Genomic DNA, 25,235 nt, shown 5'->3' on the forward strand with positions numbered 1-25,235 from the left:
CTCGATTACTTCTTGAATGTAACTTCCCCGTGTTATTGTTCCTTTAACATTGAATATTTTCGATACGCTTTATAGTAACTGATGCCGAAGACAACAGCCATAAGAGCGGGAAGCGACCTTAAAAGGGCAAATGGAGTTTCAAATAAAAATGCTTTCCAAAACATTGCGCCTTCCATACTCCACAGACCTTCAGCTAAATACAAACCTGAATCCTTGTAAATCAAATAAGAATAAAATAAGCAAAGTAAACCAAAACAAGATGAATAACTCATTAATCTTTTATAATAACTACTCTTTGATTGGCGATCCGAGAAGATTTCATTTTGATCATCATCTTCTTTTTGCCAATATCGAGTTCCGCTGAGCCATGGGCTGTTTATATAACTCCAGCCGAAGTCTTCATATATCTCTCTGTAGTTCTTGAATTTTTTCTTTGATAAATAATCATGATAATCCAGTCTCATCACATATCTCTTGTCGGTTTTTTCGAAAGTGTATATTCCTAATCCGCTGATATTTGTGCAGTGATAGCCTTTTTGTAATTGCTCGTTCAGCCATTGCTCCTCTTTTTCAATATCAAAAAACATCTTAAATGTCTTCATTCGATTCACTTCCTTCGTACAGGGATAAAATATGCAGTAACCTGTTTTTTTCCATTTTCAAAATGGCGCTTCCTTCCGCAGTTATCATATAAACTTTTCTCCGGCCCGACTCTCCAACAGGTTCAATCCAGCCATGCTTATTCAAGTTTTCAATCGCGCCGTATAATGTGCCGGCTGCTAAAATAACAGTTCCGTTACTCATCTTTTCGATCTTCTGCATGGCGGCATAGCCATGAAGCGGCTCCCGCAAGGCTAATAAAATATAATGCATGGTTTCAGACAGCGGTAATAATTTATGTTTCATATCCTCATCCTCTATTCAGTCTGACTATATAGTTAAACTTAATACAGTCCAACTGAATAGTCAATGGTCTTTTCAAAATTTGTCAAAGGAACTTGAAAATCAAATCTAAAAAGTCGCTTTTCTTACGTAATGGGAAGCGGCTTCTGGGTAGTCCTATTCAATTAAATAGCCCGATTGTTGGATGTAATGCTTAACTTCAGTGCTTGAAATGCCGGGCGGTAATAAGCTTTCACTTTATCGAATGCCCAGCGTATAAATACCCCATGAAGGTCCAAACCCTCTCAGCCGCATTAAAAATACCAAGGGTTTTGAGTCCCTTGGTATTTTTTGTTCATTGTTTTAAGATGTGAATTTCCTTAGTGGCTGTCGTTCCAGTTTTTCTCTATAAATGTATTCGCAGGCTGTAAGTTGGTTTTGTTCGCAATTTCAATGACAGCGGGCACCACGGAAGGGTCTGTTTTGGAGAAGTTAGGAATCCGCGGATCTAACCGGAAAAAGCGATCTCCCAGCAGATTCGCGCTGACCATGGATTCATAGTAGCCATTTCCGCCGGAGATCATCTGAAGAAATGGCAGTAAAGGTTCATTAGGCGACCTGTCCAAAAGGACTCCCCAATTTGGAGGAAGGTTCTTCAGATTTTCGGGACGTATGTTATCAGCACTCACCATTCCCCATCCCCTCGTATCTCTTCTTAACCGAGTCGGGGCTTCACCTGTACCGATGGATAGCGCCGCAATTTGATCCAGTGGCACGTTGGCTTTACCAACCGCAAACGCGATACTGGCCGTACTGGGGTTCGTTGCCACTACATATCCGTCCACGTAGTTTTGATAGGCTCGTTGCGTCGCGGGAGCACCGCTGCTCCGCAGTATGACATCACTCACTTTCTCATTTAAATAGGGAGAGCCGGGAAAGTTGTGAAATAATACGGGCGTCCAACGATCCAGTGCGGGGGAGTATAATTTGAATGAAGGGACAACAATTCGTTTTTTTACATCTTTAAGACGAAGGCCTGGCGGGAAAAAGTTTCGTACCGCTTTAATAAAACCGGAATATGGTAATTGTTGATTGAAAACAGGTCCGCCCGGCCGGGAAGTGCTGAATGCGGGCAGGATTTCATCCTCAAAATACTGAAGTGTTTCCTTCGGAGATCTTCCGCTTGCTAATGCAAGGGCAGTAAATGAACCGATTGAATTTCCCGCAAATACATGGGTTCGACTTATTAATGCTGGATTTTCTTCAGCCAGTCTGTTCAATAGTTGTAAACTTAAAGCACCTAAGGTACCGCCCCCGTCAAATGTCATGATCCGATATTTTGCCAAAGCTGATTTCTCCTTTCTGATGAAAACTATCATTCAGTATATGTTCAACCAGAGTCTATTGTATGGATGAATGAATATCTCATACCATAAAAATTGCTCAATTTATCAATCTAACGGGGTGGGAAAGAATATATTTTTTATTTAAAGAGGTTTTTTCCGGGAAGAAGGAGAATTATTTAAAAATAAAAGGGGGAAAACACTTGAATACGATTGACCTTATTATTTTAAATTTTGAAGAAGTAAGACGGCGAAGCATCAAGTTATGGACAGCTATACCTCAGGAAAAAATGGGCTGGCGCCCGGATTCCGAAGCAATGTCGTGTGAGGAAATGATAAGACATGTATTAGAAGCGGAATTTCTTTATCATCAAATTTTAATGAAAAATATGAGTGAGTTTTCAGAGGAAACTATTAATCCTTATGAATCAAAAATGTTTACCACTGTAAGCGAAGAATTAGAATTTGCAAAACCGTATCGGGCCGAGTTTTTGACATTCATCAAATCGTTAAACGAAACAGATTTAACAAATATAAAGATTGACAGGTCTGATGTTGGATATATTCGCGAACTAGGAGACATGTTATTAAGAATCGCTTACCATGAGTCCGTACATACCGGTCAGCTTTTAGACTATCTCAGAACTGCTGAAGTGGACAGGCCTTTAATTTGGGACTAGTTAAATGATTGAGTTTTACACGGGAAGGGGAAAGAATGGAATATAGACCGATTAATTTTCAAGAGAAATTAGCTGCGTTCCAAGATCAATGGTCTCCAAAAGTAATCGCTGAAATGAATGATTATCAATTTAAACTTGTTAAGGTACAAGGGGATTTTGTTTGGCATAAGCATGACGAAACAGATGAAGTCTTCATTGTCATTAAGGGTAATTTAATCATTGAATTTCGTGATGGAGAAGTAAAATTAAATGAAGGTGAAATGTTTGTCATTCCGAAAAATGTTGAACATAAACCTTATGCAGAATCAGAGTGTAACATTTTGCTTGTAGAACCTAAAGGTGTTGTGAATACCGGGCAGGAAATAACTGATCAAACAGCTGAAAATGATGTCTGGGTCTAGCCTGTTTCAAAAAAACGATCAAAAATATAATCATTACCTTACAGATGTTAAAAAACTCCGCGGAGGTTTAAATCCTCCCGGCTTCATCTCAATGATACCAAGGGTTGTAGAACCCTGGTGTTTTTTTATGTTCTTTTTTGTTTCTGAAGTTTACTCCTTTTTACTCCACTTAAAATAGCTCATCCAACTTGTCAGGAGTTACTTTCTGTTTATTCTGAAATAAGTGACCATAAACATCAATTGTTGTTTTTATTGAAGTGTGCGCTAAGCGCTTTTTTCATGTTTTACAATTTCACTTCATGGTTATGCATCTAGTGAAAACAAACATTAGTCTGGGACAACGGCAGAGAAAAAGCGGATTGACAATGCTAAGCGTGTTTTCAAGATTACCCCTGATAGTTGGTCTATATTTTGATCCTTTCGAGTTATGCACTTCACATCTTTAATAAATAGGCAATGCAATGTATAAACATGGAGTTTCCTAAAAATAACAAAGTGATGATATATGACGAAGAGGACTGACTTGTTAAAGGAGACATGCTCATCCCCACCTTCTTTATTGAGCTCTCATTTTTCAGATCCTTTTAATTCTTTATAAGCTAAAAGGAAATTTTCATAAGATCTACGGCCTAAGCTATTAGTTTGTGCTCCGAATAACCGTTGAAATGCTAGTTCTTTCGCTTGATCGACTGTATTTTGATGTGCATTCATAATCAGGTTCATATATGAAAGAAAATACTCTTTATTTAATGTACCTGCATGATTAATAGTCATGATTTATATCCTCCTTCAGATTAAACTATACTTTTTTAAAAAAAAGGGAGTAAACAATATGATTACTCCCTTTCTAACCTCTTATTTAACAACCACAGTTTGAACTGTTACTACCGTACTACATGAGTTTTCTTGATGTAGATTTATACTACAAACACCCGTTTCAGGTAAATCAAGTTCTACTCTTCTCGCGGATTCATAATCCCCTGCAAGAGCAGCCGAAATTGATCTCACCTGCTCATAGCCCGTTGCCATGAGAAACGTTGGTGCACGTCCATAACTCTTAGCTCCTACAATGTAAAAGTCTTTCTCAGGTTGACGAAGCTCTTCTTCTCCATGTGCACGAACCGTGCCGCAGCTATGAAGGTTAGGATCAATTAATGGAGCTAAGTCTTTTACACTTTCTGTAATGGAGTCAATAGATGTACGCAATTCGCTAATGATTGTAAAATCCGGACGATTCCCTGCATTTACGATGATTTCGTCTATATTTGAAAGGATTTTCTCTTGTTCATTTTGATTTCCTATCATCTTCATACCATTCACTGAGGCTGTAACATGGTGAATTCTATATGGAGTTATGACCTCTACTTTTCCAGAATCCACAAGATGATGAATACGGCTTCCAAGGGCTCCTCTTGCCGCAAGAGCATCCTTTTCTTCTCCGCCATATGCATCTTCGACCTTTGGTTTTCTCATAATCCAAAGAATTTCAGTTTTCGGATACGTTTCTTGCAATTGGGCTAACTCTAATAAAGCGTTGATAGCTGAATGACCGCTGCCCACAACGGCAACACGCTTATCAGCATAACGATCCTTTTCTTTCTCTGATACATTAGGAATGCCATAAAAGATATGCTCTTTCAGTACTTGTTCATCTTTTAACCATACACCACTAGAATTGACAGGGTTAGGGTTTCCCCACGTGCCTGAAGCATCTAAGATTGCTCTTGCTTTGTATGTTTGAAGCACCCCGCCTTTTTCTGCATAGACGATGAATGGTTTATTCTCACGGCCTGCCGTTTTCATTTTATCTGTTTCCTCACGTGTAATGGAAAGGACTTTGGTATTTACAAGTACATATGGTTTAATTTCTGCAATATTTGCTAATGGCTCTAAGTATTGTTCTACAAGCTCTTTTCCTGTTGGTAATGTTTCTAAGTTTGGAGATATCCATCCATGGTGTTCTAAAAGAGCCTGTGCAGCCTTATCAATGTTATAGCGCCAAGGAGAGAATAAACGAATATGCTTCCATGTTAAAATATTGGCTCCTACTTGCGATCCAGCTTCTAATAAAATAAAAGGCTGTCCTTGCTTTGTTAAGTGTGCTGCAGCAGCTAATCCAATTGGTCCTCCTCCGATAATGACTACAGGCAAATGTCTGTTTTTATTGACTTCTTCTTTCATATTAACTGGAGAAGAATTAGTTTCTGTTGAACAACAAGACACAGTATTTAATGGAATATTATTAATAGGTTTCATAAGAAATCCTCCTTGTTTTTTAGTAATGAAATGCTCTAGTTAATTGGAATATCAAAAAAAATTGATTTATTAGTTATAAAAAAAGAACTGGTTATCTTCACCACCTTTTACGTCTCCCTGCAATAAGAGCCTACTCCCTTCTTACTAACAGTTAAATCACTTCGTTTAGGTTTAATATATATCAAAAAAAATTGATATATATGTTAAAAATGTATATGAGCTATGAAAGCTCAATATTACATTGGTCGGAAGATGCAACATAATTGTTCTGATAACAGCGCATCTACTTCCTCTTTATTAATACTGTAATAATTCCATGTTCCTTTTTTTGTTTTATGAAGTAAGTTTGCATCTAACAAGATTTTTAGATGGTAAGAAAGTTTAGACTGTGAAAGGCTAAAAAGATCTGTCATATCGCAAACACACAGTTCCCCACTTTGGCACAGCTCATAGAGAATATGTAACCTTTTCTCATCTGCTAATGCTTTGAATTTTTTTTCGTATATAGAAAATGAATTACCCATTACTTCGTTATAGAAAGGCAGCTGTTTCATAAAATTCTCCTTACATCAATTTTTTTTGATGTTATCAGTATATCCTCATTTTTATCTTTTTACAACTGTTAAATCAAAAAAAATTGATGTGTTAATAAAAAATACTAACCTCCTTGAGGCATCATTCCATTTTTCCTTATCGAACGATACCTGCAGGAACTTCCGCTCAATTATCTCTTTGAAAGATCCCGCTATTCATAATTCCTTCAAGGGAAATAATTCGTTCATATTTTGTGAATGCTACATCTAAAAGATGAACATTTCGTAATACAATCGTTATATTTAAGGTGTTGTTTTAAATATAGAAACTTTTATTCTTTTTTTGATTTTTATTTCTCGACATTTTATGATGAACATCGTACGAGAGAGAGGTGAATCCATTGAAGCAATACGAAGTAGCTACACTGAAAAAAGGACTTCTAATTTTAGATGCTTTACAAGAAAAAGGTATGACCCTTAGTGAAGTTATACAAACATTCTCATTTAATAAATCAACAGCTTTTCGTTTGTTATATACCCTTGAAATAATGGGCTATATCAAAAAAATTGATAATTCCTACAGTCTTACTAATAAAGTGGGATCTTTATCTACTTCCTATAATTCAAAAGCAAATTGGTTATCGGTTCCACCTTTACATGAGTTGAGCAGAGAAGTTGGGGAAACAGCCTATGTTGGAATCCTTTATGGAACGGACGTAGTGACAGCACAAGTTGTTGACGGCTCCCATTCTATGAGGGCACACTCAGAGGTTGGTGACCGGGCTCCTGTACACTTAAGCGCTCTGGGAAAAGTCATATTAGCCTTTATGGACAAAAACAAACTCGAAGGAGTCCTTAAAGAATTGATATTAGTGCAAAAAACTAAAAATACATTTGCGGACTTGCATTTATTGAAAGAACACCTAAAGGTCATTCGTAAGCAAGGATACGCAGTAGATGACGAAGAGACAGAATTAGGCCTGCGCTGTATCGCTGTACCGGTTATTTTTGAGGGGAATGTGGTTTCAGCTGTGGCGATATCTGGTCCGGCATTTCGTTTAAATAAAAAATTAGATAAGGCTTATAGTAAGAAACTTATTCAATGTAGTTCGCGTATATCAACAATGCTTTGATGGAACACATCATAAATGCTGAGGAGGGGAATGTGAAAAATGTCAACAAAAGTATACATCGCCTTATTTTCTTTGGCCATTAGCGCTTTTGCCATTGGAACAACCGAGTTCGTCATTGTAGGCTTACTTCAAACAGTTGCTGATGATCTATCTATTTCTGTAACTAAAGCTGGTGCTTTAATTTCTGGTTATGCAGTAGCAATAGCTGTTGGAACTCCGATTGTAACAGCTATTACAGGGCGCATTCCTAAAAAAGGCTTTTTACTCATCTTAATGATGGTTTTCATATTAGGTAACGCAATGTCAGCCATTGCTGAAACATATGAAGTATTAATGGTCTCACGAGTTATTACTGCTATCGCTCATGGGGTATTTTTTGCAATTGCAGCTACAGTCGCTGCCGATATCGTACCAGAAAACAAAAAAGGAACAGCTATTTCAATTATGTTTACTGGGTTAACAGTAGCAACCATAGCAGGTGTTCCAATGGGGACTTATATTGGACAACACTTTGGTTGGCGCGCTACATTCGGTGCGGTAGCTGTACTCGGCATTATTGGGCTGATTGTAAATATATTTGCCGTTGATAAAGTAAACAGACAAACAAATCCTCCTACTCTAAAAGATGTAGGGAAACTTGTGAAAAACCAACGTATTCTGCTGGCATTATTAATGACTGCTCTAGGATTTGGCGGAACCTTTGCTTTGTTTACCTATCTCGCTCCTATTCTCCAAGAAATTAGCGGGTATTCATCAGGATCTATTTCATTGTTACTTTTAGTTTACGGGGTTGCCGTGGCAATTGGAAACATAGCAGGTGGGAAAATGGCAAACCGGCATCCTGTTAAATCGTTACGTTTTGTATTTTTATTTCAAGGAATCGTACTTTTATTACAAATGGTACTACTGCCTAGTAAAAGATTAAGTATCTTATCCATTATTCTGTTAGGTTTATTTGCATTTATGATGTCTCCAGGAGTTCAAGCGTACATTGTAACGCTTGCTGAAAAATTAGTACCTTCTGCAAAAGATATTGCCTCTGCATTAAATATATCAGCCTTTAATGTAGGGATTGCTGGAGGATCTGCCTTAGGCGGAGTAGCAGTAGACTATTTAACGTATTTGGATACGGCATGGATTGGTGCCATTATGGCAGCATTCGCATTTCTTCTATCCGTACTGAATTATAAATTAGATAAAAAACAAAAATTATTTTAAGGGAGAGTTTATTCATGAACTTGCAACAACTGGAAAACGTAGAAAATGAATTACAATTTGAAACATTTACAAACGAAGATGCTTTAAATCTCGGTATGACATTAATTTATTATGCAAAAGAAAATAATAAAGCAGTAGCTATCCACATTGAACGTAATCGAGTACCTTTATTCACCCACTTAATGGATGGTACATCTGAAGAAAATGTATTCTGGCTATATCGAAAAAAACGCACAGTGGATCATTACAACCGAAGCTCACATTATATTGGAGCAAGATTCGACGAGCAAGGAACGACTCATGATGAAAGCTCTCTTCTTCAATCATCGGATTATCAAGCTGTAGGCGGCTCGTTCCCTATTCGTATTAAAGGCGCAGGGGTAATTGGAACTGTAACAGTAGCAGGGCTTACCCCTCAACTTGATCATGATTATGCTGTCGAGGGAGTAAAACGTTTCTTGAAAAAATAAGGTGTTAATGAACGAAAATCAATTAAAGGTTAAGCTGTCATATGGAAGCTTTTCATAAATCGCAGACTAAACAGATACGTCTATTATTACGCTGCAGCATAACAAAGAGGAGCTCATTCTTACTTCTTGTTACGCCTTTTCATATTTCGGTAACGCTCCAAAGCGATATAACATTTATGCAAAACGGATATGAGGAAATCAGAATATCAAAAAAAGGCTGACGAAAATTTTCGTCAGCCTTTTTTACTTACGGGACACAAACCCATGTAAGTGTTAACTGTTGAAGTTGCTCTTAGGGAAAGGTATTGGTTTCTGTTATAAAAAAGATAAGGAGCAACCTTGTCAGGATGCTCTTTTAAAATATTATAACCATATTGATCCAGGACGTGTGTATTGCATTGAGCGGGGCTCCCAGTAAAAACAGTGAAAAATTCTGTAGGTTATTTTCATTCTTCGATCCCATAAAGAGCTTGCAGTCTTTGGTGCAGCAGTAATCTTGTATTCACTTTTACTGAGAGAAAGTGCCTTAAAATCATGCAGTCATCCAGAATCTGTTGTATCGATAAATGAAAATTGCCCTAAAAATGTGTCGGTTAATCAAAATACCAGTCCAAGCTGCAGTTATTTCTTTACATAGTATGTAGAGATTAAAAAATGAGAGAAGGAGTGGCGTAATGTATTATAACGAAGGTGACGATCAACAGTACGTCCAGAAGAAAAAGCCATACAACGAGGCCTGTGACCTTGGCCATGATTTTGATATGGCGGACGACGCAGCAAGAGCGGAAGCAGCAAGAGAAGCAGAAGCGAGAGCCAGAGCGGAAGAGGCAATAGCAAGAGCGGAAGAAGCAAGAGCCAGAGCAGCAGAAGCGGCAAGAGCAACAGCAGAAGCAAAGGTAAAAGCGGCAAAATTAGCAGCAAAAGCGAAATGTAAAAAACATCATAAGAAAGAGAAAAAACAGGATTGCAAACGTAAGCACAAGAAGAAAAAATAAGAGCTTTTCATCATGTAAAAGATAAGATTCAATGTGTATTGATGTTATCCGTACAGGGGTGCAAAAACGATAAAGAATAAGATTCTTGTCGGGGGTCAAGCAGAAAGATTGCTCAGCCGGTGTCTCATCAGAACCGCGCATGGCAGGGCAAACATAATTTCTATGGACTTCCATAGTTAAGTCGGGATATCACGCCAATAAATGTAAGTGCCTATCATGATATAAAAGGCAGGAGAGACAAGAGTTTCGGCAGCTTGCCGCTCTTGTCTTTTTTTGTTTTTATATCATCTTCGCGTATATGTGTCTATTTTTAAGTTTGCAGAACATCTGTCTAAGAATTTGTCCAATTCCTACATATACTGGTATCGGAATCAAATGCTTATTGGGAGTGAAATAGATGGGATCAGCACAGTTAACAGGACGCGTCATCTTCAAAGGGGACCCCGGCTATACAGAGGCGGTTAAGAATTGGAACCCTTATGTTGATGTCTGTCCGCTTGTCTTTGTTTTTGCACAAAATTCATACGATGTAAGTAATGCTATTAAATGGGCTCGTGAGAAGAATGTGCCTATGCGTGTCAGAAGCGGCCGCCATGCTCTGGATAAAAATCTTTCCACGGTAAGTGATGGGATTGTTATTGATGTGAGTGACATGAATAAAGTTTTCTTAGATGAAAAAAACGCGGTAGCAACCGTTCAAACCGGCATTCACGTCGGCCCGCTTGTAAAAGGTTTAGCTCGGGAAGGTTTTATGGCCCCGTTCGGAGACAGTCCAACCGTCGGAATCGGAGGAATCACAATGGGAGGCGGATTTGGAGTGCTTTCCCGATCGATCGGCCTGATAAGCGATAACCTTCTCGCACTGAAAATGGTAGATGCCAAAGGCAGGATTATTCAAGCAAATCAATCCCGCAATGAAGATTTACTGTGGGCTTCCAGAGGCGGCGGGGGAGGCAATTTCGGATATAACACCCAATATACGTTCAAAGTTCACCGTGCCCCTAAAACCGCAACCGTCTTTAATATTATTTGGCCGTGGGAACAGTTAGAAACGGTATTTAAAGCGTGGCAAAAATGGGCGCCGTTTACAGACGAACGATTAGGATGCTACCTTGAGATTTACAGCAAAGTAAATGGCTTGTGCCATGTGGAAGGATTGTTCCTCGGTTCAAAACCAGAGCTGGTTCAATTATTAAAACCTTTATTAAATGCCGGAACGCCGGCACAAACAGTAATCAAAACACTATACTACCCGGATTGTATAGATTTCTTAGATCCTGACGAACCGATTCCCGGCAGATCGGATCAGAGTGTTAAATTCTCCTCGGCGTGGGCGCTCAATCTTTGGCCGGAAGAACCTATTGCAGTAATGAGAAAATTTTTAGAAAAAGCGACCGGGACAGAAACCAATTTCTTTTTTATCAATTGGGGCGGCGCGATAAGCAGAGTTCCAAGCAGTGAAACAGCCTTCTATTGGCGCCGGCCATTGTTTTATACGGAATGGACGGCCAGTTGGAAAAATAAATCACAAGAAGCTTCGAATCTTGCATCAGTTGAAAGAGTGCGTCAGCTGATGAAACCATATGTAACAGGTTCATATGTGAATGTTCCGGATCAAAATATCGAGAACTTCGGAAAAGCATATTATGGCTCAAACTTTGCAAGGCTTCAAAGAATAAAGGCGAAATACGATCCCGAAAATGTATTCCGTTTTCCGCAAAGCATCCCGCCATCGTATAAATAGTTTGATCGTTTTGGGAAACAAATAAAAAACACACCAGAACATTCAGGTGTGTTTTTATTGTTGCTAAATTTGGTTATTCAATTGCATCCCAGTGCGGATTCCAAACGATTTCCCATAAGTGTCCATCGGGGGGGTGTCTTGGAAGTGACGGCATATCCGCCCCAAAAAGTATCATGAGCGGGATCAGTTATCGTTGCTCCTGCCTGTTTTGCCTGTTCCATGACTTTATCGACTTCAGCTTTACTGCTGACGTTATGTCCTCATGTAAATTCCGCAGTACTTGGAGCAGTGAACGTAACGTTTGATTCATGTGCGATGTTTTTGCGGTCCCAAAGGGCAAGTTTCAGTCCCGTTTGCAAGTCAAAAAAAGCAGCTGCGCCATGTTCAAATTCTGTACAGGCTATTCCTTCTGTAGGCAGACCCAAGCCATCCCGATAGAAGTGAAGAGATTTTTCTAAATTGTCTGCGCCTGAAGTAATTGCTGTAATCCGCGGCTTCATAGCAATCATTGATTAAGAGCAATATAAAGTATTGGACATTTTCATTGAAAAGATTTTGACATTTCAGTAAAGAACCTATATATTCATATATGAGCACATAATCATATATGGTTATTTTTGTGTCCATGTTAGAATGCTTCATAAAAGAAAAGAAATAATAAATGGAGTGTATGAGATAAGGAGGAGATTTTTATGGGTCACAATCACAATCACGCTGGCGGATCCAATAAGAAGGTTTTATTGATCTCTTTTATCGTGATTACAGGTTATATGATAATAGAAACGATAGGCGGATTTTTAACCAATAGTTTAGCGCTTTTATCAGATGCAGGCCATATGCTGAGTGATTCAATCTCATTAATGGTTGCTCTGATTGCTTTTAAATTGGCCGAAAAAAAGGCAAGTCATCATAAGACATTCGGCTACAAACGATTTGAGATTCTTGCAGCTGTGATAAATGGTGTTGCATTAATATTGATTTCCCTTTATATCATTTATGAAGCAATCAAACGTTTCTCTCATCCGCCGGAGGTAGCAACAACCGGCATGCTGACGATTAGTATCATCGGGTTAGCTGTAAATATATTGGTCGCTTGGATTATGCTGAACGGCGGAGATACAAAGAATAACCTGAACATAAGAGGGGCTTACTTACATGTGATAAGTGACATGCTCGGATCTGTAGGTGCCATACTGGCTGCGATCCTTATCATCTTCTTCGGGTGGAGCTGGGCAGATCCAGCGGCCAGTGTCATAGTGGCTATTCTTGTTCTGAGAAGCGGTTACCATGTGACGAAAGACTCCATTCATGTATTAATGGAAGGAACTCCGGAAAATATCGATGTCACTGACATCATTCATACAATTGAAGAGACAGAAGGAATTCAAAGCATTCATGATTTGCACATATGGTCTATCACAAGCGGATTGAATGCTCTTTCCTGCCACGCTGTTGTTAACGATCAACTGACCATTTCAGAAAGCGAAAGTATTTTACGCAAAATTGAACATGAACTTGGAGATAAAGGCATTACACATGTAACCATTCAAATGGAAACAGCAGCGTATAATCACGACAATACGATTCTTTGTCAGGCTCAAACTGAGAATCCGCATGACCATCATCATCATTAAAGGAGGAAATAGGGGACTCACTTTGTCTTCTGACAATTAAGATAAAACCGGAGGGGGGGATTCATATGTACGACAGAATAGTAATCGGAGCTGGTCAGGCAGGAATCTCAGTAGGATATTATCTAAAGAAGTCAAAACAAAAGTTTATCATTTTGGATAAAAGTCATGAAGTGGGAGAAAGCTGGAAAAACCGGTATGATTCATTGGTTTTATTTACTTCTCGAATGTACAGCTCTTTGCCTGGAATGCAGCTTGAAGGAGACAAGCATGGACTCCCTTCAAAAAATGAAATTGCTGCTTATCTGAAAAAATATGTTGAAAGATTTGAAATCCCAATCCAATTACGGACAGAAGTAATAAGTGTCCAAAAATTAAAGAACTATTTCTTAATAAAAACAAACCGGGAAGAATATCAAACGAAGAATCTTGTGATGGCCGCAGGTCCTTTTCATACCCCTAACATTCCATCAATATCAAGGGATGTAGCCGATCATATTCATCAATTACATTCTTCATAATATAAACATTCAAAACAACTGGCGCCTGGGAATGTACTGGTCGTCGGCGGCGGGAATAGCGGGGCTCAGATAGCTGTTGAATTATCCAAAGAAAGAGTTACATATTTGGCTTGCAGTAATAAACCGGTTTATTTCCCTTTATGGATTGGAAAAAGAAGCATCTTTTGGTGGTTTGATAAATTAGGAGTTTTACATGCAAGTCATACATCAATATTAGGCAAGTTCATTCAAAAGAAAGGCGACCCCATATTTGGGTATGAATTAAAACATGCAATAAGACAGAAGAAGATCATCTTAAAACAAAGAGTCATAGCTGGAAAGCAAAATGAAATCATTTTTAAAGACTCATCTTCATTAGAAGTAAACAATATCATTTGGGCAACTGGTTTTAAGAATCCGCTTTGTTGGATGAAAATAGAAGGTGTTTTGGATAAGGAAGGCCGAATTATACATCACCGGGGTGTTTCAGCTGTGGAAGGATTGTACTTTATTGGTTTGCCTTGGCAGCATAGGCGAGGTTCAGCGCTGCTTCAAGGTGTAGGAAATGATGCTGAATACATTGTAAAACAAATGAATGGTGGATAGACTGAGGAGAGCAGTAACTTACGTGTTTACTGCTCTTTTTTGTGTTGAATAAGTCCGGTTATGTGACTGTGAAAAGCCGAAAAAATCTTTTGGCTTAATTAATAAGAAGATCCCTGACTCATTGATTGTGCAACATTCTGACGTACTTCCCGAGCTAACTGCGCGGCACGTAAGGAAGCCTGCCAAATAGCCGGACTCACTGCAGATTGACTGATGGATAATGCCTGTTGTGTGGCTGGAACCATTGGTCTTAGGAGATTTTCCGCCTCGTCTACAGATGACGCGTATTGGTGACCGGCTGCTCTTCGCAGGTCTGCTATCGCTGCGGGGAAGTTTGACCATAGACGAAGTATTGAATTCATGCAGCCAACCATAAGAGGAAAATGAGGAGCCCGGCCTTGTCCGGAGGCGAGAAGCTCTGCTGCGCCTAAAGCGGAATAAACGTGATAGCTCAACGGAGTAAGATATTTTGCGTGTACAGTATGAAGTTCTCGTAATCCCCAAGTGTCTGGAAGAAATCTGAATTCTGAACTCATACCGCATCCCAGAGCGAGTGCTCTGCTGACAGCCTGCAAGTGTTTCACTACCGCAGCCATTGATTGTTGAAAGGAGGATGAGTGTATTGGAATTTGTTGAATCGCAGATAAATGGCTTCGCATTTTATGATTTGCCTGACTTAAATCAGGCTGCTGTCTGTAATCATATACATAATACGGATAATAATAATACATATCTAAACTCCCTTTATGAATGACTTTTAGGAGCAGGATATGCACCCAGATTGTTTTTGATAAGGGCATGTGCCTAAGTTATCCATCAGTGCAACTATTTTAGTCCGCGCATATTCAGTTTGAACTAAATGGATTCACATGGAGCGCGTGCTTTACTCCTCGTTCAGACTCTCTAATTTAATTCTTTCAAGCAAAAGTCGAAATAGCTCAAATAACAAGCCAGAAAACACACTATCTCTGGTTGTCGGACTGGTGAGTGCATACCCCGGGCAGGTTCAAGTTTCTCGGTTGCAACAGTGTTATCACGAGTTACAGACCTTTGGTACTTTTTATGCAAACGGATTTTGTGGCCAAAACGTTTCTGCTAACTTAAGTCTTTTAGGCTGAACAAGGGAATTTCTTAGTGTGGCACACTCTCATTACAAAAAGCATAGGATAATATCACAAAAATTTAAAATTGCGGGGATGAAAAATGTATTATATACCTTTTTCGCATCAATGTTATTATTGTGTGAATGTACCGATGTATAGCGATGGAAGATCTGTTTATTGGACTGTTCCAAATAACTATGGTGATTTGCGTCCTTCATACGAAGATAGAAACCTTCTCTTGAAAGATTATGGACCAAAACCATTTGTCGTGAATATCAATAAAGCCGCAAAACAAAACAATACGTTCCGTACGGCCCTATGGACAGGAGAGCATTTTCAAATTACTTTGATGAGTCTTGGTATTGGAGAAGATATCGGTTTGGAGATCCATCCTCACGTAGATCAATTCTTACGGATTGAGCAAGGCCGAGGGATAGTTAAAATGGGCAAGAGTAAAAATAATTTAAGTTTCCGAAGAAATGTCTATGATGATTATGCCATTGTTGTCCCTGCCGGCACTTGGCACAATGTTATTAATACGGGTAATACGCCGTTAAAACTATATTCAATTTATGCTCCTCCCAACCATCCGTTTGGTACAGTTCATGTGACAAAGGCCGATGCAGCGGCTGCGGAAGATTAGTATAGGATTCCAGAGGACTTTGCTGCTGCAAAGACTATAGAAAAAATGGTATTGGGACAGCATGATGAAATGGCTGAAACACAAAATATTAACGTTTCAGCTTGTCATAGTGCAGTTGATGCGATGCTTTATTCCACAACTTTTCAACAGCAAATGTGGTTTTTGTCTGACCATTTTAATTGATTGGCAGTCAGTGAAAATAAACAATCCGCAGGACATTTGCAGTGAATTCCTTTTTTATCCTGATAAGGGGATGTAATGTAAAGGTTTCTGTTTCTCTTCAAACCATTTGCTGATACGGCTTCGCGGAAGAAAATGACACGCTTTATTATGATTCATTCATCAATTGACTTCATATTATTTCATTTGATAACATAAAATGGTTATTATGATTGAAAAAAAGATACCCGTTTTATAAAAAAGGAGTCATAACGTTGCTGAAAAGGTTTTTTCTTGTTTTTCTTACGCTGATAATGTCTATATTTGCTGTATTCGCGGCTGCTGAAGAGTCTCCCGGCGATCGTGTCATTTCCTTTGACGAGCCTATGATTTTATTGATCTCACTCGGGATCATCTTATGTTTGTTCATTCCTCCATTCGTCATGTCCTTTTTTGGCAGTTTGGTTGTGAGAATCATATCCGGAGTCTATCAATGTTTTATCGTCCTCACGTTTGCGGGGCTCATTCCGATTGGATTTCTGATTCCCAATGGCTTTTTGACAATTCTTGCTGCCGTCCTGGGAACTTTGGTCAGTTCAGCCAGTGTTGCGGCCACCTTATTCGTTGGCAGGACAGAGAACACAAGTAAACTTTCATAAGCGGTTTTGACAACAATAACCCGCGTTCCAAAAACACCAAGTGTCACAGACCCTTGGTGTTTTTTAATTCCGGAAGAAAAGAAGGTATAATGAGCGGGGAAGAGGTGTCAGCCAATGAAAATAACCAGAGAGACATTAGAAAAACAGCAAATTTGGATATATGGTGTGACTCTTGTGATCGGAGGAATAGCGGGGATCGCCGGGAAAGATTCAGGACTTCGCTGGGGATGGACGATATCACCGCTTATCGCTGTTCTCATGTATGCCATGTTTGCCCAAATCCCATTCTTGAAGCTGAGGGAAGCCATGTCAAACCTCAAGTTTATGGCGGCTTTACTGATCGGTAATTTCTTAGCTGTACCTGTCGTTGTATGGGTGTTAACCGCCATTTTTCCTCAATCTCCTCCTATATTATTAGGGGTTTGTTTGGTATTGCTTACACCTTGTATTGATTACGTCATCGTCTTTACTCAGCTCGGCAAAGGAAATGAGAGATTAATACTGGCTTCCACGCCGGTTTTGTTCGCCGTTCAGATGGTATTGCTTCCGTTATACCTGTGGCTGTTTATCGGGAAAGAAGTGATAGGGGCTGTTCATGCGGGACCGTTTCTGGAAGCATTCTTATTGTTAATAGCAGTGCCGCTGCTGGCGGCGGTGATAACTCAATTATGGGCTGATAAGAAGCCGGCGGGAGAAAAGGTGTTAGAGTGGACGGCATGGCTGCCTGTTCCTTTTATGGCTCTGGTCTTACTGGCGGTCGTCGCCACACAAATCGGCAAGGTCATCAGTGATGCTGACATCATTATACGTGTGATCCCAATCTATTTGTTATTCCTGCTCATTATGCCGTTCGTTTCCCGGTTTATCGCAAATGCGTTCCGTCTGGATACAGGCGAAGGAAGAGCATTGATCTTCAGCACGGGCACAAGAAATTCTCTCGCAGTCCTTCCGTTAGCACTGGCCTTGCCGGATGCTTGGGCCTCATTAGCCGCCGCTGTTATCGTCACACAGACGATCGTTGAATTGATAGGCGAATTGGTTTATATAAAAGTGGTGCCCGGCTGGCTGCTGAAATAAAAAATAATCTGAACATAAAAAAACATACCAATAGATATTGGTATGTTTTTTTATGAGAATTATAAAGTTGCAATATCAATAACGAAACGGTAGCGGACATCGCTTTGGAGAACCCGTTCGTACGCTTCGTCGACTTGATTGGCGGGTATCACTTCAATTTTAGGAGCAATGCCGTGCTCGGCGGCAAAATCAAGCATCTCCTGAGTCTGCGGAATACCGCCGACGAGTGAACCCGCAATGCTGCGGCGGCCCGTGATTAAGGAGAACACACTGTATGAGTCCGGCTTAGCTGGCGCTCCCACATTTACCAATGTACCGTCAATTCGAAGCAGAGATAAGTAGGCATCTACGTCAAGGTTCGCGGATACTGTATTTAAAATAAGATCAAAACGTCCGGCCAGCTCAGTAAATGTATCCGGATCGCTTGTTGCAAAGTAGTGATCGGCTCCAAATTCAAGCGCCTCGTCTTTTTTGTTCATTGAGCGGCTGAGGACGGTGACCTCTGCGCCTAAAGCGTGCGCGAATTGAACGGCTAAATGTCCGAGCCCGCCCATTCCGACAATCGCCACTTTTTTGCCGGGGCCGGCATTCCAGTGTTTCAGCGGAGAATACGTGGTAATGCCCGCGCACAATAGCGGGCTGGCAGCATCCAAATCCAGCTGATCCGGAATCCGGACAACGAATCTGTCAGTGACAACTATTTTTTGGCTGTAGCCGCCGTACGTAGGGTTTCCGTCGTAGTCCAGGTTGTTATAAGTTTGAACAACGCCTTTTGTGCAATATTGTTCGTCTCCGTTAAGGCAGTATTCACATTCCCCGCAGGAGTCTACAAAACAGCCGACACCCACACGGTCGCCGACGGCAAATGTGGTGACTTCTTCACCCACGGCTTCCACAACTCCGGCAATTTCGTGCCCGGGAACCATCGGAAAGATTCCGCCGCCCCATTCATCGAATGCACTGTGGATGTCTGAGTGACAAATCCCGCTGTACTTAATATCAATCAGGATATCGTGCGGCCGTAATGCTCTTCTCTCAATCGTCGTCCGTTCAAATTTAGCTTTTGCATGCGGAGCGCTTAATACACGAGTCGGATGATTATTACACATGGTTATCTTCCTTTCCAAGATAAAGTGATGAATCCTCTGTTCGATTTTACTTTAAATGTTAAAGCGGACTTTAAGTCAAGGAGTTTGGTTTATTTTTTTATGAAATGATATTCTATAATGGCACGCTTATGAAAGGTATGAAGGACGGGTGGTAAGAATATGAAGATTGCGCAGGCTGCAAAGCAGGTTGAGTTATCAGCCGCGACGCTTAGGTATTATGAAAGTATAGGACTGATTCCTCCGGTAAAACGCGATGAAAGCGGCATCCGCGATTATGACGAAGATGATGTGAATTGGATTCAATTTATAAAATGCATGAGAAGTGCCGGGCTGTCGATTGAGGCGCTGATTGAATATACCGCTTTATTTATTGAAGGAGCCGATCATACGATCGAACCCCGAAAAAACATCCTGATAAATGAAAGGAAAAGGCTGACGGAAAAACAGAGGGAAATTGATGAAACCATAAAACGATTAAACAGGAAGATTGAGGATTACGAAGATATCCTTGAAAATGAAGCGAAACTTAAAAACAGATTGAAAGCTGAATGTATTTCTGAATGAAGAGAAGGTGTCCCGGACGCCGGGCCGCATGAAATGTACCAAGGGAAACGAGCCTTGGTTTTTTTATTTTTTAAAGAGAGGAAACAAAACAGCTTTTTCTATCTTATCAATCATTACTTATCCTTTTTTCAGCTTGACTTTTTTACTGCAGACTTTTAAAGTGTGAAATGTTGCTTAGACTGTGATTAGCGACTTTAATGCTGAAAAGAGGTGGTTTACCCAGATGAACAATAAAAAGAACCCTTGGGCGTTATTGCCTTTAGTCTTATTCGTAGGGCTTTTTGTCGGCTCTGGTCTGGTGACCGGAGATTTTTATAAATTGCCGATCTTGATTGCCGCGATCATTGCGTCAGTTTTTGCGCTGTTATCTAACCGGAAGAAATCGCTCAATCAAAAAATAGAATGGTTCGCTTCCGGTGCGGGACATCCTGATATTATCATTATGGTTATGATTTTTATATTGGCAGGTGCCTTTGCTTCAGCGGCTGAAGCGATGGGGGCGGTGCATTCAACTGTCAATCTTGCTTTGAGCTTTATTCCGCAGCAGTTTTTGCTGCCGGGGCTGTTTATCATTGCTTGTTTTATTTCTATATCGATGGGAACATCAATGGGCACGATTGCGGCGGTTGCGCCGATCAGCGCGGGTTTGAGCGGCGAGCTTGGCATCTCCGCCGCGATTCCGATTGCGGCTGTGGTCGGCGGAGCTATGTTCGGAGATAATCTTTCTTTTATTTCCGATACGACCATTGCGGCAGTCCGGACGCAAAAAACACAAATGAGGGATAAATTCAAAACGAACTTTCTGATTGTTTTGCCCGCTGCCATTGTGACTGTTATTATCTTATTTTTTATTCCGGCAGGCCACGCCGTCCATACGGGAACTGCATCTTACAGCTGGATTAAGGTGCTTCCTTATATCGCCGTGTTGGTTTTTTCGTTAATCGGTATTAATGTGATGGCTGTCATATTCGGCGGATTGATTTTGACGGGAATCATAGGGTTAGCGTGCGGCAGCCTGACGTTTGATTCTTATTTTAAGGCGATTACGGATGGAATTGCCGGAATGAGCGATCTGATCATCCTGTCCATGCTGATCGGCGGGATGGTCGGCGTGATGAAACAAAACGGCGGGATCGACTTTTTACTGGAGTTCATCACGAAACGAATCCGTTCGAAAAAAGGAGCCGAAGCCGGCATTGCCGGACTGGTCAGCGTGACGAATCTGGCTGCGGCCAATAATACGATCTCGATTATCGCAGCCGGGCCGATTGCAAAGAATATCGCTGATAAATTCAACATCGACAACAGAAAATCGGCAAGTATTCTGGATATCTTTTCGTGTATGATACAAGGATTGATTCCTTACGGCGCGCAGCTGTTATCAGCCGGGAAATTCGGGAATATTTCACCAGTCAGCATCCTGCCATACTCTTTCTATCCCGTTTTAATCGGAATCTGCGGCATCGCCGCCATCATATTTGGACTGCCGAAATTCACAAGAAATACGAAATAAAAAAAGGCGCCGTTCGGCGCCTTTTTTCTTTCATGACAGCCAAGCATTTCTCAAAAGCTGTACGCCCTGTGTGATCTGATCCGTATCGAGATGGGCGAAACCTAGCTTTATGATCGGCGGTTCGGGTTTTTCGGCAACGAAATAAACGGCGGTAGGATATACCTTCACTCCGTACTGAAAAGCGCGTTCGATTAATGTTTCTTCTGTATAATTCAGGTGAACTCTCACCAATATATACAATCCCGACTGCTCGCCGATGATCGTCACATGATCGCCGAACTGCTGCTTTACATGTGAAATCAAGTGCTGCATTTTTCGCCTGTAAACAATGCGCATGCGCTTAATATGGCGGGTCCATTCACCGGCCTTCATCAATTCAGCCATGGTCAGCTGGTTAAGCGAAGAAGCGGTGCTTTCGAAATGAATAAACCGTTTTTTATACCGGTGCAAAAGGCGATGCGGCAAAACCATATAGCTTATGCGGATGCCAGGAAGAAAGGATTTTGAGAAATTCCCTAAATAAATCACCCGGTCTGATTGAATGGAAGCAAGAGCGGGAAACGGCTGCTGTGTATAACGGAATTCACTGTCATAATCATCCTCAAGAATATAACCCTCTCTATGATTCACCCAATTGATCAGAGTTTGGCGCTGCTGAATGGACATGCTTACGCCGTAAGGGCTGTGATGGGATGGGGTCACATAGATTAATTTTTCTTTCATTGCATGTAATTGAGAAAAATCAGCTCCGTTTTCATAGACAGGCATCGTTTCCAGAGATAGCCCGTGAAATTGAAATGCCGCTCTGGCACCATCAAATCCCGGGTCTTCAACGATCATTCCCGAAAAATCCTCTTTCAGAATCCGGCTGAGATATATCAGCATCTGCTGGGTGCTGCTGCCGATGATAATGGAATCCGCATCTGTTTTCACTCCGCGGGATTCCAAGAGATAAGCGGCAATTTGTTCACGCAGGTCTCTCTCGCCGAACGGTTCACCGTACAGAAAGCTTTTCTCTGATGTCAAAACTTGATTGTATAATTTTCTCCATGTTTTCAGAGGAAAATGCTTTTGATCGACGGCTCCGGCGCGAAAATCAATCAGAACCGGCTGAGTTGATTCGGATTTTTCAGCGTAAACAACATCGTTTTCTTTTTGAAATAAAGAGGGTTCTACTTCATTTGCAAAATAACCTTTGCGTGTTTCTCCGCGAATGTATCCCTCCGCTAAAAGGAGATCATAAGCCATCAGCGTTGTATTACGGCTTACCCGCAGGGAATCTGCCAGTTCCCGAATCGAAGGCAGCCGCTCATCTGCCTGAATATTTCCCTGCTCAATCAATGTTTTAAATTGCTCGTAAATTTGTTTGTATTTCGGGGTGTCGCTCCCGAAAGCGAAAATCATATTTTTCATCAGATGTTCTCCTCTGACATGTATATTTATTGAAAACTGCACCTTTTTAAATGTCAGTTGATATCTTATTATAGCGGAAAGAGCTTTATCAATCCATGTTCAGAGAGGAGAGTTTTGTATGTATATTCCGGCTCCATTTCAGCTGAGTGAAGCTGAAGCGTGCGATGTAATCAAAGAGTATGGTTTCGCAGCATTGTTTTCAACGGCGGAAGGCATGCCGTATGCAACCCACCTGCCATTGATGATGAGTAAGGATAACGAATGCTTATACGGTCATTTTGCATTGCCGAACCCCCAATGGAAAGAGATTGATGGCCAAAACGTGTTAGCCGTTTTTCAAGGGCCTCATTGTTATATCTCGCCTAAATGGTATGAGACGAATCAGGCTGTACCCACTTGGAATTATGTGGCGGTTCATGTTTACGGAGAGGCGGAGCTTTTGGATGAGGAAGAAACCGTGCAGTCGATGAGTGATCTCGTATTGAAATACGAAAGCCCCGACAGCCCGTACAAATTAGAGGATGTCGATGCGAAATTGCTGGCAGGCATGAACAAAGGGGTAAAAGGGTTTAAAATCAAAATCAGCAAAATAGAGGGGAAAGCAAAGCTGAGTCAAAATCATTCAGCCGCAAGACAAGGGCTGGTCGTACAACAGCTCAAACAGATTCCTCATACAAACGAACAGCTCATTTCCGGCTTGATGGAAGAAAACATCAAACGGATCACTGCGAACAACTGACAAGCATATTAAAAACATACCGGCAGCATGCGGTATGTTTTTTCAGGTTATGAAGCTTTTCTCAGGGATGAATAACGACTCAAACAGCACATAAATCAACGGCGCCATTAAAATGAAGAAAGAATGAAAAATAGCATATGGTATGAGTAAGTAAACGATAAGTTTCAATAGAATGGTAGACAGTTTATTGAATGTCCAACGGTTCTTCAAGATATCAGTCATACAAGCTAAAACAAGGCCGACCGTCAAATATCCGGCTGCTATGTACAGATAAATAAAAAGGTAAAACGGGTAAGAAGACAACGGCGGTGTGTCCTCTTGTGTCATTTTTAAACTCACGTAAAAGACTAATAAAAAGCAAACGGACGAAACGAGAGCTAACAAAAGGTGTTTATATAAATACTTCTTCATGTGTTCACCTGCCTATGGCGCAATTATTTCTTAACATATTATGACATGGTTTTACCGCTGCTGAAAGAATTGGAAGTCCGGCTATATGAGCGGGGCGTAAAGAATCAATATCATCTTTTCATGAATCCGGATTTTTTGTTCGGATGGATGTAAAGAAGAATACACCAAAAAAAGCTGTCAGCTTGGCCCTGACGGCTTATTTTTGGTGAAAGGCTTATTTCTCCGTGGTGAAATAAAGCAATGCTATGACCGGAAAAGCGATTCCAATCCATAATGTGATACTCCACCCGCCTGAGGCGTATGCCCATCCTCCGATTGATGATCCTATAGCACCGCCCAGAAAGAAGATTGCCATAAATAATCCGTTTAATCGGCTGCGAAATTCAGGTGCCAACGAAAAAATGGCACGCTGACTGAGTACGAGATTGGCAGATACCCCCATATCCAACAGGATAGCTGCGGCCACCAGAACTGCTATTCCGACAGGGGAGCTGCTCTGAATCATGAGCGGGAGTAATAAAGAAGCGATGACAACACCGAGAGCGATTCCGGTGGCAAGCCGGGTCAAGCCGCGATCAGCCAGACGGCCGCCTATCGGTGCAGCCGCTGCACCCGCAATGCCCGCTAATGCATACAGTGCGATTGCCTTTTGAGAAAAATGAAAAGCAGGGCCGGACAATAATAAAGGTACAGTCGTCCAGAACAAGCTGAAAGCTCCAAATACAAACGCATGATAAATGGCACGGCGGCGTAGGACCGGAGTTGTGCGCAGCAGCTTCCACATTGAACCGAGTAAGACGGTGTAGCTTGTGTTTGCTGTTGGTTTTCTGGCAGGAAGCACTTTTGATAAGACGATTGCCAGGACAACACTTAACGCGGCGGATAAAGCAAATATGGCATTCCACCCCCATATATCAGCGACCAGACTGGATATCGGACGGGAAAGCATAATACCGAGCAGCAGGCCGCTCATCACATTGCCGACAACCCGGCCGCGTGCGGCGTCTGGCGCAAGGTATGATGCGAACGGAACTAGCACTTGGGCTGCAATTGATCCCAGTCCGATGAAAAACGCAGCGGCTAAAAACAGTGTTCCATGCTTTGCAAATGCTGTCAGTGTCAAAGCGGCTGCGCTTAGAAGGAGCGATACAACGACAAGTTTTTTGTTTTCGATAATGTCTCCCAAAGGGACGAGAAACAGTAAGCCGGCAACGTATCCGATTTGAGTCAGCGTGACAATCAATCCGGCGCTGCTTGGAGAAAGCCCGATTGCCGCACTAATGAATCCTGCCAAGGGCTGTGCATAATAAAGATTAGCGACAATGATACCGCATGCCGTTGCGAGAAGAAGGGTTAAACCAGGTGAAATTCCCTGATCTGCTGTTTGTTTGGTTTCTTTAGCCATATGAATGAACTCCTTTTTAAGTGGTTTTTATAATGCTTGATAAATGAT

Annotated in this window: 25 protein-coding genes and 4 pseudogenes; 16 read left to right on the forward strand and 13 right to left on the reverse strand. The window is 41.1% G+C overall.

Features of this window, described 5'->3' with window-relative positions:
• Nucleotides 1–32: 32 nt before the first annotated feature.
• From SB724_RS17670 to cotR, 3 genes are all read right to left on the reverse strand, one after another.
• Nucleotides 33–602 (reverse strand): DUF2812 domain-containing protein, encoded by a 570-nt coding sequence (locus tag SB724_RS17670; RefSeq protein WP_061581802.1) that lies wholly within the window; start codon nucleotides 600–602, stop codon nucleotides 33–35.
• Complete coding sequence (locus tag SB724_RS17675) at nucleotides 589–906, reverse strand: PadR family transcriptional regulator (RefSeq protein WP_061581803.1); 318 nt, start codon at nucleotides 904–906, stop codon at nucleotides 589–591. The genes SB724_RS17670 and SB724_RS17675 overlap by 14 nt, the downstream gene beginning before the upstream one ends.
• A 356-nt stretch (nucleotides 907–1,262) precedes the next feature.
• Nucleotides 1,263–2,228 carry a sporulation hydrolase CotR gene (cotR, locus tag SB724_RS17680; protein ID WP_410572157.1) on the reverse strand — a complete coding sequence of 322 codons (966 nt, stop codon included), beginning with the start codon at nucleotides 2,226–2,228 and terminating at the stop codon, nucleotides 1,263–1,265.
• Between the two features lie 200 nt (nucleotides 2,229–2,428).
• Between cotR and SB724_RS17685 the strand changes: the two genes are divergently transcribed.
• Nucleotides 2,429–2,905 carry a DinB family protein gene (locus SB724_RS17685; RefSeq protein WP_202729431.1) on the forward strand — a complete coding sequence of 159 codons (477 nt, stop codon included), beginning with the start codon at nucleotides 2,429–2,431 and terminating at the stop codon, nucleotides 2,903–2,905.
• Between the two features lie 35 nt (nucleotides 2,906–2,940).
• Nucleotides 2,941–3,306 (forward strand): cupin domain-containing protein, encoded by a 366-nt coding sequence (locus SB724_RS17690; RefSeq protein WP_202729432.1) that lies wholly within the window; start codon nucleotides 2,941–2,943, stop codon nucleotides 3,304–3,306.
• A gap of 169 nt (nucleotides 3,307–3,475) precedes the next feature.
• Here SB724_RS17690 and SB724_RS17695 read toward each other — a convergent pair.
• From SB724_RS17695 to SB724_RS17710, 4 genes and pseudogenes are all read right to left on the reverse strand, one after another.
• Nucleotides 3,476–3,583: pseudogene (locus tag SB724_RS17695) on the reverse strand (hypothetical protein); the annotation flags it as partial.
• A gap of 290 nt (nucleotides 3,584–3,873) precedes the next feature.
• Nucleotides 3,874–4,080, reverse strand: a complete 207-nt coding sequence (locus SB724_RS17700; RefSeq protein ID WP_061581805.1) for a hypothetical protein — start codon at nucleotides 4,078–4,080, stop codon at nucleotides 3,874–3,876.
• An 81-nt stretch (nucleotides 4,081–4,161) separates the two neighbouring features.
• Nucleotides 4,162–5,562 carry an FAD-dependent oxidoreductase gene (locus SB724_RS17705; RefSeq protein WP_410572160.1) on the reverse strand — a complete coding sequence of 467 codons (1,401 nt, stop codon included), beginning with the start codon at nucleotides 5,560–5,562 and terminating at the stop codon, nucleotides 4,162–4,164.
• Between the two features lie 236 nt (nucleotides 5,563–5,798).
• Nucleotides 5,799–6,116, reverse strand: coding sequence for an ArsR/SmtB family transcription factor (locus tag SB724_RS17710; protein ID WP_153014813.1), 318 nt, complete (start codon nucleotides 6,114–6,116; stop codon nucleotides 5,799–5,801).
• Nucleotides 6,117–6,496: 380 nt separating this feature from the next.
• Here SB724_RS17710 and SB724_RS17715 point away from each other — a divergent pair, with 380 nt between their 5' ends.
• The 6 genes and pseudogenes from SB724_RS17715 (at nucleotide 6,497) to SB724_RS17740 (ending at nucleotide 11,655) form a co-directional block, all read left to right on the forward strand.
• Complete coding sequence (locus SB724_RS17715; protein ID WP_061581807.1) at nucleotides 6,497–7,228, forward strand: IclR family transcriptional regulator; 732 nt, start codon at nucleotides 6,497–6,499, stop codon at nucleotides 7,226–7,228.
• A 39-nt stretch (nucleotides 7,229–7,267) separates the two neighbouring features.
• On the forward strand, nucleotides 7,268–8,446 hold the full coding sequence (locus SB724_RS17720; protein WP_061581808.1) for an MFS transporter: 1,179 nt from the start codon (nucleotides 7,268–7,270) through the stop codon (nucleotides 8,444–8,446).
• 14 nt (nucleotides 8,447–8,460) lie between these two features.
• Nucleotides 8,461–8,916, forward strand: a complete 456-nt coding sequence (locus SB724_RS17725) for a heme-degrading domain-containing protein (RefSeq protein WP_061581809.1) — start codon at nucleotides 8,461–8,463, stop codon at nucleotides 8,914–8,916.
• A gap of 73 nt (nucleotides 8,917–8,989) precedes the next feature.
• Nucleotides 8,990–9,109 (forward strand): annotated as a pseudogene (locus SB724_RS17730) (class D sortase); the annotation flags it as partial.
• A gap of 481 nt (nucleotides 9,110–9,590) precedes the next feature.
• Nucleotides 9,591–9,911 carry a hypothetical protein gene (locus tag SB724_RS17735; RefSeq protein ID WP_410572164.1) on the forward strand — a complete coding sequence of 107 codons (321 nt, stop codon included), beginning with the start codon at nucleotides 9,591–9,593 and terminating at the stop codon, nucleotides 9,909–9,911.
• Nucleotides 9,912–10,308: 397 nt separating this feature from the next.
• Nucleotides 10,309–11,655 carry an FAD-binding oxidoreductase gene (locus SB724_RS17740; RefSeq protein ID WP_061581811.1) on the forward strand — a complete coding sequence of 449 codons (1,347 nt, stop codon included), beginning with the start codon at nucleotides 10,309–10,311 and terminating at the stop codon, nucleotides 11,653–11,655.
• Nucleotides 11,656–11,728: 73 nt separating this feature from the next.
• On the opposite strand, the pseudogene SB724_RS17745 reads toward SB724_RS17740, so the two are convergent.
• Nucleotides 11,729–12,155 (reverse strand): annotated as a pseudogene (locus SB724_RS17745) (VOC family protein).
• Nucleotides 12,156–12,347: 192 nt separating this feature from the next.
• Here SB724_RS17745 and SB724_RS17750 point away from each other — a divergent pair.
• Both SB724_RS17750 and SB724_RS17755 read left to right on the forward strand, forming a co-directional pair.
• The gene (locus tag SB724_RS17750) at nucleotides 12,348–13,289 is read left to right on the forward strand and encodes a cation diffusion facilitator family transporter (RefSeq protein WP_410572166.1); all 942 of its coding nucleotides are present in this window, start codon (nucleotides 12,348–12,350) and stop codon (nucleotides 13,287–13,289) included.
• A 65-nt stretch (nucleotides 13,290–13,354) separates the two neighbouring features.
• Nucleotides 13,355–14,392 (forward strand): annotated as a pseudogene (locus SB724_RS17755) (flavin-containing monooxygenase).
• Between the two features lie 98 nt (nucleotides 14,393–14,490).
• Here the strand turns inward: SB724_RS17755 and SB724_RS17760 are convergent.
• A complete protein-coding gene (locus SB724_RS17760) occupies nucleotides 14,491–15,123 on the reverse strand; it encodes a hypothetical protein (protein WP_038461219.1) in 633 nt (210 codons plus the stop codon).
• A gap of 472 nt (nucleotides 15,124–15,595) precedes the next feature.
• Between SB724_RS17760 and SB724_RS17765 the strand changes: the two genes are divergently transcribed.
• The 3 genes from SB724_RS17765 (at nucleotide 15,596) to SB724_RS17775 (ending at nucleotide 18,033) form a co-directional block, all read left to right on the forward strand.
• On the forward strand, nucleotides 15,596–16,138 hold the full coding sequence (locus SB724_RS17765) for a cupin domain-containing protein (RefSeq protein WP_038457061.1): 543 nt from the start codon (nucleotides 15,596–15,598) through the stop codon (nucleotides 16,136–16,138).
• A 434-nt stretch (nucleotides 16,139–16,572) separates the two neighbouring features.
• Complete coding sequence (locus SB724_RS17770) at nucleotides 16,573–16,956, forward strand: hypothetical protein (protein ID WP_108654910.1); 384 nt, start codon at nucleotides 16,573–16,575, stop codon at nucleotides 16,954–16,956.
• Nucleotides 16,957–17,070: 114 nt separating this feature from the next.
• On the forward strand, nucleotides 17,071–18,033 hold the full coding sequence (locus SB724_RS17775) for an arsenic resistance protein (RefSeq protein ID WP_410572169.1): 963 nt from the start codon (nucleotides 17,071–17,073) through the stop codon (nucleotides 18,031–18,033).
• Between the two features lie 59 nt (nucleotides 18,034–18,092).
• Here the strand turns inward: SB724_RS17775 and SB724_RS17780 are convergent, their stop codons facing one another.
• The gene (locus SB724_RS17780; RefSeq protein WP_410572171.1) at nucleotides 18,093–19,142 is read right to left on the reverse strand and encodes an NAD(P)-dependent alcohol dehydrogenase; all 1,050 of its coding nucleotides are present in this window, start codon (nucleotides 19,140–19,142) and stop codon (nucleotides 18,093–18,095) included.
• 159 nt (nucleotides 19,143–19,301) lie between these two features.
• Here SB724_RS17780 and SB724_RS17785 point away from each other — a divergent pair, with 159 nt between their 5' ends.
• Complete coding sequence (locus SB724_RS17785) at nucleotides 19,302–19,706, forward strand: MerR family transcriptional regulator (RefSeq protein WP_007409338.1); 405 nt, start codon at nucleotides 19,302–19,304, stop codon at nucleotides 19,704–19,706.
• Nucleotides 19,707–19,929: 223 nt separating this feature from the next.
• Nucleotides 19,930–21,219, forward strand: coding sequence for a Na+/H+ antiporter NhaC family protein (locus SB724_RS17790; RefSeq protein ID WP_410572174.1), 1,290 nt, complete (start codon nucleotides 19,930–19,932; stop codon nucleotides 21,217–21,219).
• Between the two features lie 30 nt (nucleotides 21,220–21,249).
• Here SB724_RS17790 and pdxR read toward each other — a convergent pair whose 3' ends face one another.
• On the reverse strand, nucleotides 21,250–22,632 hold the full coding sequence (pdxR, locus tag SB724_RS17795) for a MocR-like pyridoxine biosynthesis transcription factor PdxR (protein ID WP_410572176.1): 1,383 nt from the start codon (nucleotides 22,630–22,632) through the stop codon (nucleotides 21,250–21,252).
• A 118-nt stretch (nucleotides 22,633–22,750) separates the two neighbouring features.
• On the opposite strand from pdxR, the gene SB724_RS17800 reads away from it, so the two are divergent.
• Nucleotides 22,751–23,371 carry an FMN-binding negative transcriptional regulator gene (locus SB724_RS17800; protein WP_061861897.1) on the forward strand — a complete coding sequence of 207 codons (621 nt, stop codon included), beginning with the start codon at nucleotides 22,751–22,753 and terminating at the stop codon, nucleotides 23,369–23,371.
• A 42-nt stretch (nucleotides 23,372–23,413) separates the two neighbouring features.
• On the opposite strand, the gene SB724_RS17805 is transcribed toward SB724_RS17800, so the two are convergent.
• Nucleotides 23,414–23,782: a hypothetical protein gene (locus SB724_RS17805; RefSeq protein WP_410572178.1), complete on the reverse strand. Its 369-nt coding sequence runs from the start codon at nucleotides 23,780–23,782 to the stop codon at nucleotides 23,414–23,416.
• 214 nt (nucleotides 23,783–23,996) lie between these two features.
• On the reverse strand, nucleotides 23,997–25,187 hold the full coding sequence (locus SB724_RS17810; protein WP_410572180.1) for an MFS transporter: 1,191 nt from the start codon (nucleotides 25,185–25,187) through the stop codon (nucleotides 23,997–23,999).
• Nucleotides 25,188–25,235 lie beyond the last annotated feature (48 nt).

Source organism: Bacillus sp. SIMBA_031 (assembly GCF_046535225.1).
GTDB classification, from domain to species: Bacteria; Bacillota; Bacilli; order Bacillales; family Bacillaceae; genus Bacillus; species Bacillus velezensis.

What these genes read in the sequence shown, in the direction of transcription:
- SB724_RS17670 (WP_061581802.1), bottom strand. Translation starts at nt 602, where the DNA reads ATGAAGACATTTAAGATGTTTTTTGATATTGAAAAAGAGGAGCAATGG.
- SB724_RS17675 (WP_061581803.1), bottom strand. Translation starts at nt 906, where the DNA reads ATGAAACATAAATTATTACCGCTGTCTGAAACCATGCATTATATTTTA.
- SB724_RS17690 (WP_202729432.1), top strand. Translation starts at nt 2,941, where the DNA reads ATGGAATATAGACCGATTAATTTTCAAGAGAAATTAGCTGCGTTCCAA.
- SB724_RS17700 (WP_061581805.1), bottom strand. Translation starts at nt 4,080, where the DNA reads ATGACTATTAATCATGCAGGTACATTAAATAAAGAGTATTTTCTTTCA.
- SB724_RS17705 (WP_410572160.1), bottom strand. Translation starts at nt 5,562, where the DNA reads ATGAAACCTATTAATAATATTCCATTAAATACTGTGTCTTGTTGTTCA.
- SB724_RS17710 (WP_153014813.1), bottom strand. Translation starts at nt 6,116, where the DNA reads ATGAAACAGCTGCCTTTCTATAACGAAGTAATGGGTAATTCATTTTCT.
- SB724_RS17720 (WP_061581808.1), top strand. Translation starts at nt 7,268, where the DNA reads ATGTCAACAAAAGTATACATCGCCTTATTTTCTTTGGCCATTAGCGCT.
- SB724_RS17725 (WP_061581809.1), top strand. Translation starts at nt 8,461, where the DNA reads ATGAACTTGCAACAACTGGAAAACGTAGAAAATGAATTACAATTTGAA.
- SB724_RS17735 (WP_410572164.1), top strand. Translation starts at nt 9,591, where the DNA reads ATGTATTATAACGAAGGTGACGATCAACAGTACGTCCAGAAGAAAAAG.
- SB724_RS17740 (WP_061581811.1), top strand. Translation starts at nt 10,309, where the DNA reads ATGGGATCAGCACAGTTAACAGGACGCGTCATCTTCAAAGGGGACCCC.
- SB724_RS17750 (WP_410572166.1), top strand. Translation starts at nt 12,348, where the DNA reads ATGGGTCACAATCACAATCACGCTGGCGGATCCAATAAGAAGGTTTTA.
- SB724_RS17760 (WP_038461219.1), bottom strand. Translation starts at nt 15,123, where the DNA reads ATGTATTATTATTATCCGTATTATGTATATGATTACAGACAGCAGCCT.
- SB724_RS17765 (WP_038457061.1), top strand. Translation starts at nt 15,596, where the DNA reads ATGTATTATATACCTTTTTCGCATCAATGTTATTATTGTGTGAATGTA.
- SB724_RS17775 (WP_410572169.1), top strand. Translation starts at nt 17,071, where the DNA reads ATGAAAATAACCAGAGAGACATTAGAAAAACAGCAAATTTGGATATAT.
- SB724_RS17780 (WP_410572171.1), bottom strand. Translation starts at nt 19,142, where the DNA reads ATGTGTAATAATCATCCGACTCGTGTATTAAGCGCTCCGCATGCAAAA.
- SB724_RS17785 (WP_007409338.1), top strand. Translation starts at nt 19,302, where the DNA reads ATGAAGATTGCGCAGGCTGCAAAGCAGGTTGAGTTATCAGCCGCGACG.
- SB724_RS17790 (WP_410572174.1), top strand. Translation starts at nt 19,930, where the DNA reads ATGAACAATAAAAAGAACCCTTGGGCGTTATTGCCTTTAGTCTTATTC.
- pdxR (WP_410572176.1), bottom strand. Translation starts at nt 22,632, where the DNA reads ATGAAAAATATGATTTTCGCTTTCGGGAGCGACACCCCGAAATACAAA.
- SB724_RS17800 (WP_061861897.1), top strand. Translation starts at nt 22,751, where the DNA reads ATGTATATTCCGGCTCCATTTCAGCTGAGTGAAGCTGAAGCGTGCGAT.
- SB724_RS17805 (WP_410572178.1), bottom strand. Translation starts at nt 23,782, where the DNA reads ATGAAGAAGTATTTATATAAACACCTTTTGTTAGCTCTCGTTTCGTCC.
- SB724_RS17810 (WP_410572180.1), bottom strand. Translation starts at nt 25,187, where the DNA reads ATGGCTAAAGAAACCAAACAAACAGCAGATCAGGGAATTTCACCTGGT.